This is a genomic window from Paracerasibacillus soli (assembly GCF_042432965.1).
Classification (GTDB): domain Bacteria; phylum Bacillota; class Bacilli; order Bacillales; family Amphibacillaceae; genus Paracerasibacillus; species Paracerasibacillus soli.
Map to the genome: position 1 here is coordinate 564 of NZ_JBHLWL010000053.1, position 5,892 is coordinate 6,455.

Genomic DNA, 5,892 nt, shown 5'->3' on the forward strand with positions numbered 1-5,892 from the left:
CCCCGCACTGCCTTCATAATCAACATTATAAGGTGGATCAGTGACAACCAAGTTTGCTTTTTTATTCTCCATTAACTTATCAAAAGTTTCTTTTTTCGTACTATCTCCACATACAAGTCGATGTCTACCTAAAATCCATACATCACCTTGCATTGTTATTGGTGGGTTTTGAAGTTCTTCATCGACATCAAAGTCATCATCTTCTACTCCATCTCGAAGTGTATCTTTAAACAAATCATCAATTTCAGATGCATCAAAACCTGTGAGTGAAACATCAAAATCTGCTGCATCTAAATCTGTCATAAGTACAGCTAATTTTTCTTTATCCCAATCACCGCTAATTTTATTTAATGCTACGTTCAATGCTTTCTCTTTTTCTTCGTCTAATTCGACCACGACACATTCGACTTCAGTTCTTCCCATACTTGCTAGAACTTTTAAACGTTGATGTCCGCCAACTACTCTGCCAGTTGTCTTGTTCCAGATTACCGGATCAACATATCCAAACTCTTCAAGTGACCGTTTAATCTTTTCATATTCACTATCACCAGGTTGTAAATCTTTTCTCGGATTATAATCGGCGGGAATAAGTTGTTCAACTTTAATCTTCTCTATTATCATATTTACTCACCGCCTGATTAAATTCTTTATACCTTTTCACATCTTCCCAAGGATATAACCAGCTATCAAAATGTCCGTACACCGCTGTATCGGCATAGTGAATATCTCGTAATTGTAAATACTCGATAATTGCTGCGGGTTTTAAATTGAATACATCAAGTGCTGCTTGTTCAAGTATTGAATCAGAAACATTTCCCGTCCCAAATGTATTTATTGAAAATGCGACAGGATTTGCCTTCCCTATGGCATATGAAATACTTACTTCACATTTGTCTGCGTAATCACACCACACGATATGCTTGGCAATATGCCTTGCCATATAAGCACCGCTTCTATCAACTTTGGTAGGATCCTTTCCTGAAAATGCCCCACCACCATGTGATGTAAAACCACCATACGTATCAACCATTAACTTTCGTCCCGTTAATCCTGTATCAGCTGTTGGTCCTCCAACAACAAATCGTCCTGATGGATTGATTAAAATATCTGTATCTTCATCAAACGGGAAATCTTCAAAAACCTGCCATAAAACATTTTCAATAATATCCTGTTCGATTTCCGCTTGTCTTTTATAAGCTTGATGCTGAACAGATACAACGATTGTTTTTACCCTAACTGGTTGATTATTTTTATATTCAATCGTGACTTGCGCTTTCCCATCTGGAAAATAACCTTTAATAATTTTTCCTTTGCGGACTTCATCTAATCGTTTTACAATTTTATGTGAAAGAACTAATGGTAGTGGCAACATTTCTTTTGTTTCCTTTGTTGCATAACCATACATTGTACCTTGGTCACCTGCACCAATCGTTCCAAAAGGCTCTTTGATTCTTTGACGAACTTCAAGTGCTGTATCTACCGCTTCAGCAATATCTGTGCTTTGTTTCTGTACATATACAGATATTTTAAAGTCTGAAGGTGCATATCCAACATCTACTAATACACTTTTTACAACCTCTTTAATATTAATCTTTTCGCTACAGGAGATTTCGCCCGCCACGATAATTCTTCCTTTTGTTGCCAATACTTCACAAGCGACACGTGAAGATTTATCTTTCAATAAACAAGCATCTAAAATACTGTCTGAAATTAAATCACAAAGTTTATCTGGGTGGCCTGCACATACACTTTCTGCTGTTAAATATTTAATCGTCATCACATTACCTCGTTTCCGTTATTTGCCTTTACGCATCGTTAATAAGCGCTCCATCATATCATCTTGTGGATTCGCTCCAATAAATTCTGTTGCACTGTTTTCTCTTATAATTTGGTAAATTTCTAACCAGAGTCGATTGGTTTGTGTCATAAAGTTTTGACTCATAGCAACGTAGGGACTTTGCATAGCATTTCCTGTTGTTGGATGTTTTGCTAAAAAGCCAAACTCTGTCACAGCCGCCTCGCACTGCATCCATCTTGCTGCACTCATTGCATACCTTTCTAAAAGTTGCGGCATAATTAAATGAGCACAATCTCTTTCATTTAACCAATTCCAAGTTTCTTCATAAATTTCTGCTGCTTCAAGAGTAGAACCGTCCTTTTCAGTGGCAGATAGCATCTCTCTTGGCGGTGGCATTTCTTGTCCTTGAAGGTCAGGTGCATGTGTAAATTCGAGCACTTCTAATTTTCGTCTACCTGGATTTCCATCTTCTAATTTTTCGTATAATGGCTTTCTTTTACGTCCAGAACCAACCCGAGAGCCACCTCTATTCGTACCATCCTTGGCCATTTCAACACCTCATTTCTTCTCGCCCCCTATATACCCTCTTTGAAATCGCGATTTTTTGCGTGACGTTCCCCGCCCGTTGTCCACTTCATAAGTTGTAGAGATTGATTACCCCCTACCCCTTCGCCAACGATCACCATCTCGAGCAGTAATCGATGAGTGACAAGGTGTGCAAACAGACATCAGATTGCTTTCGTCATGCGTTCCACCTCTTGACAGCGGTAGGATGTGGTGTACTTCTTGCACTGGAGTCAGCTTCCCGTTTCGCTTACATTCCTCGCAGAGCGGGTTCTTTGCAACGTAACGGTCACGTATCCTTTTCCATGCACGTCCGTATCGCTTTGCAGTGTTTGGATCTCGTTGATACCTTTCATATCTTCTTGCCTCTGCCTTCCGGTGTTCATCACAAAAGCGTTCATGCGTTAACTCAGGACATCCTGGCTGTGAACAAGGTCGCTTTGGTTTCCTTGGCATAACTTTCACCTCCAAACAAAAAAGCCCCCGCAGGATTTCTCCCACGAAGGCTTGCGATATTTCTTCTATATTAATACCATAACATGCTCAAAGTCAAAAAGCGTCCGCAATATTACTCACTTGAATATTCAAAGGTCAAATCTATTTACCTTTGATACTTTTTCCATACTACCACTATAACCCGCTCAAACGGTAAATGCATCCACGATATTACTCACTTGCTTAAATGATCAGGTGAAAATTATTGACAGCTCCCCTTATAAGGTGTATATTTAAATTAACAAATCCCACAGGCCTATGTCTTAGACATGGCACACTATGTGGGCTTTTTTATTTTAAGGAGAAATCAATGTCGAATACAAAACCTTTTTTATCAATTGAAAAGCAGATAGACTTGTTGCGTTCACGTGGTCTTATAATACCCGATGATCAGTATGATACAGCAAAAGATTTTTTGTTAAATAACAACTACTACCGTGTTAGTGGTTATACCTTAACAATGCGAAACAGAAATACTTTTACTGCAAATGCTTCACTGGATAAATTAATTCAAATATACGAAGCGGATAGACAGATGAGGCAAGCAATGCTTTCCATAATTGAAGTTATTGAAGTTCGATTAAAATCTATGCTCGCTTATTACCATTGTAAAAAGCACGGTCCTACCGGCTATTTAGATGTTAACAATTTTTATTGTACTACCAGGGGTAAGATTAATATTAAAACGATTGATAATTATTTATACATCACAAGGAAGGCCGCATCACAAAAAAATGCCATGATAGAATCAGAACCCTTCATCAAACATCATAAAGAAAACAAGAATGATGTGCTCCCATTTTGGGTTTATGTTGAAATTCTAACTCTATCCGATATCTCTAAATTATACTCTATCCTTGATATCGAAACCAAAAAGAATATTGCAGTTCAGCTTGGCTTTAAACATTCAAACGGCCATAAAATACTAGAGAACCTATTACATTGTGTCACAATACTTAGAAATATTAGCGCCCATGGTGGACGATTATATAATAGACTATTCACAAGAAAACCACGACTTTCTAGGAGAGAAAAGTCATTATTGCTTACTACTGAAGACGGTGACATTGTCAATGACAAATTATTTTCCTATATTCTAGTACTTAAATCGCTCACTAATCCAAATGATTTTCAATCAATTAAAGAACAATTAATATTCATTATCGAAGATTACCCACTAATTGATATCATTCAATACGGGTTTCCTGAAAATTGGAGAGATATATTGTAATAAAAGTAATGCATTTGAGCATAATATTAAATAATAGATCCTACGAGCTTGTAAAAGCGCAATACTGTAGGCCTAACAAAACCCACTTAGAAAATACCTAAGTGGGTTTCTTGATATATTGATTTATTTTCTTTGAAATAAGACTACTCACTTGCCATAAAGTAACAACGTCAACCTTTCCAATGCTCTGTTCTTTTTATTATAGGCAGATGACCTTTCAATCTTAAAGTAATCACAAATCGTATGCACGGCATCGGTTCGGCTTTGGTCTTCCACCATATAAAATTCATACAGCACAAACTGTTCATCTTCGGTTAACTCATCCCAAGCAGGCTGGAACCAATTCATATACTCAATGGCTTGTCTTAACCTTTCTTTCAGCACATCAATTTTATCGATGCTATAAGCAATACGATTTTCATTAGCTTTAGGATTGTGTGTGGAAGGCATGCCATCATTCACTGGTGCACTTGGGGACATCATTCCATCATGAAGGATTGCAATATCGTCATCGGTATTATCTATAATGTGTTTCATACTATTGTAATCTTTTATCACATCAATCGTTGCTGCTCGCTTATCCAAGTAGTGCCATACAATATTCATACAAGAATTCCCCCTTTTAACGTTGCCTTCACCGCATCAATGAGTGCTGACTGCGTATTATTCTTTTTATTTAAAGCGTCCATCACTCGTTCGTCCATTGTATCTTTTGCGATTAAATGATGGATAATCACTGTGTCTGTTTGTCCTTGCCTGTACAGCCTTGCATTTGTTTGTTGATATAACTCCAAGCTCCAGGTTAGTCCAAACCATACGAGTGTTGAACCACCTGCTTGTAAATTCAAACCATGTCCCGCGGATGCTGGATGGATTGCCGCAATTTGAATTTTCCCCTCATTCCATTTTTTAATCGAATCACTACTTGTTAAAATTTCTACCTTAAATCTGCTTTGTATTCTATCCAGATCGTGTTTAAACCAATAAGCAATTAACACTGGCTTTCCATTTGCCGCTTCAATGATATCTTCTAGCTTTTCGAGTTTTCGGTCATGTATTTGAGTGACAGAACCGTTATCATCGTAAACTGCACCATTTGCCATTTGAAGAAGTTTATTTGATAAAGCCGCTGCATTTGAAGCGGTTATGTCCTCCCCTTTTATCGTTGTAATCAAATCACGTTTCATGACATCAAGCGTTTCTTTTTCTTTCTGATTTAACGAAACAGGCATTTCATTCATAATTAAATCGGGTAGTTTTAAATAGTCCGTCCCTTTCATACTGATAGTGATATCGCTTATTTTTTCATATATCGCTTCTTCTGCCCCTGGTTTTGGTTTATATGAGAAAATCATATGTTGATTTCTTTTGTCAGGATCGAAGTATGATTCTCTGAAACGTCCGATGAATTTTCCTAATCTTTCACCCATATCAAGTAATCGGTACTCCGCCCATAAGTCCATTAAGCCATTCGATGAAGGTGTTCCTGTTAAACCAACTATTCTTTTAATATTAGGTCTCACTTTCATCAAGCTTTTAAAGCGTTTTGATTGATGAGATTTAAACGATGATAATTCATCAATAACAACCATATCAAAATTAAAATCGATACCGCTTCTAGCAATCAACCATTCTACATTTTCTCGGTTAATGATATAAATGTGCGCGTCTGAATATAATGCTTCTAAGCGCTCTTTTTCTGTTCCAACAGCAACTGCATAAGTTAATCCTTTCAAGTGACTCCATTTTTCAATTTCTTCTGGCCACGTATTTCTAGCAACCCTGAGCGGTGCGATTACTAAAA

At 37.4% G+C, this 5,892-nt stretch carries 7 protein-coding genes; 1 reads left to right on the forward strand and 6 read right to left on the reverse strand.

All coding sequences use genetic code 11. The features are described from left to right. The 4 genes from ACFFIS_RS13790 to ACFFIS_RS13805 all read right to left on the reverse strand — a co-directional run. A partial coding sequence (locus ACFFIS_RS13790) for a ParB N-terminal domain-containing protein (RefSeq protein ID WP_390188019.1) occupies positions 1 to 621 on the reverse strand: 621 nt, incomplete at its 3' end. Next, on the reverse strand, positions 602 to 1,777 hold the full coding sequence (gene metK, locus ACFFIS_RS13795) for a methionine adenosyltransferase (protein ID WP_320378170.1): 1,176 nt from the start codon (positions 1,775 to 1,777) through the stop codon (positions 602 to 604). The genes metK and ACFFIS_RS13790, both read right to left, overlap by 20 nt. 18 nt (positions 1,778 to 1,795) lie before the next feature. Next, positions 1,796 to 2,347: a P27 family phage terminase small subunit gene (locus tag ACFFIS_RS13800; RefSeq protein ID WP_390188021.1), complete on the reverse strand. Its 552-nt coding sequence runs from the start codon at positions 2,345 to 2,347 to the stop codon at positions 1,796 to 1,798. 105 nt (positions 2,348 to 2,452) lie between these two features. Beyond that, positions 2,453 to 2,818 carry an HNH endonuclease gene (locus ACFFIS_RS13805; protein WP_120021212.1) on the reverse strand — a complete coding sequence of 122 codons (366 nt, stop codon included), beginning with the start codon at positions 2,816 to 2,818 and terminating at the stop codon, positions 2,453 to 2,455. Positions 2,819 to 3,167: 349 nt separating this feature from the next. On the opposite strand from ACFFIS_RS13805, the gene ACFFIS_RS13810 reads away from it, so the two are divergent. After that, positions 3,168 to 4,088: an Abi family protein gene (locus tag ACFFIS_RS13810; RefSeq protein WP_390188023.1), complete on the forward strand. Its 921-nt coding sequence runs from the start codon at positions 3,168 to 3,170 to the stop codon at positions 4,086 to 4,088. Positions 4,089 to 4,235: 147 nt separating this feature from the next. Here ACFFIS_RS13810 and ACFFIS_RS13815 read toward each other — a convergent pair whose 3' ends face one another. Both ACFFIS_RS13815 and ACFFIS_RS13820 read right to left on the reverse strand, forming a co-directional pair. Next, positions 4,236 to 4,694 carry a hypothetical protein gene (locus ACFFIS_RS13815; RefSeq protein WP_320378166.1) on the reverse strand — a complete coding sequence of 153 codons (459 nt, stop codon included), beginning with the start codon at positions 4,692 to 4,694 and terminating at the stop codon, positions 4,236 to 4,238. After that, positions 4,691 to 5,892: SNF2-related protein (locus tag ACFFIS_RS13820; RefSeq protein ID WP_390188025.1), on the reverse strand; the 1,202-nt coding region annotated here is incomplete at its 5' end. The genes ACFFIS_RS13815 and ACFFIS_RS13820, both read right to left, overlap by 4 nt.

Bases quoted from the DNA above. Each gene is read 5' to 3' on its own strand.
- metK (WP_320378170.1), bottom strand. From the start codon at position 1,777: ATGACGATTAAATATTTAACAGCAGAAAGTGTATGTGCAGGCCACCCA.
- ACFFIS_RS13800 (WP_390188021.1), bottom strand. From the start codon at position 2,347: ATGGCCAAGGATGGTACGAATAGAGGTGGCTCTCGGGTTGGTTCTGGA.
- ACFFIS_RS13805 (WP_120021212.1), bottom strand. From the start codon at position 2,818: ATGCCAAGGAAACCAAAGCGACCTTGTTCACAGCCAGGATGTCCTGAG.
- ACFFIS_RS13810 (WP_390188023.1), top strand. From the start codon at position 3,168: ATGTCGAATACAAAACCTTTTTTATCAATTGAAAAGCAGATAGACTTG.
- ACFFIS_RS13815 (WP_320378166.1), bottom strand. From the start codon at position 4,694: ATGAATATTGTATGGCACTACTTGGATAAGCGAGCAGCAACGATTGAT.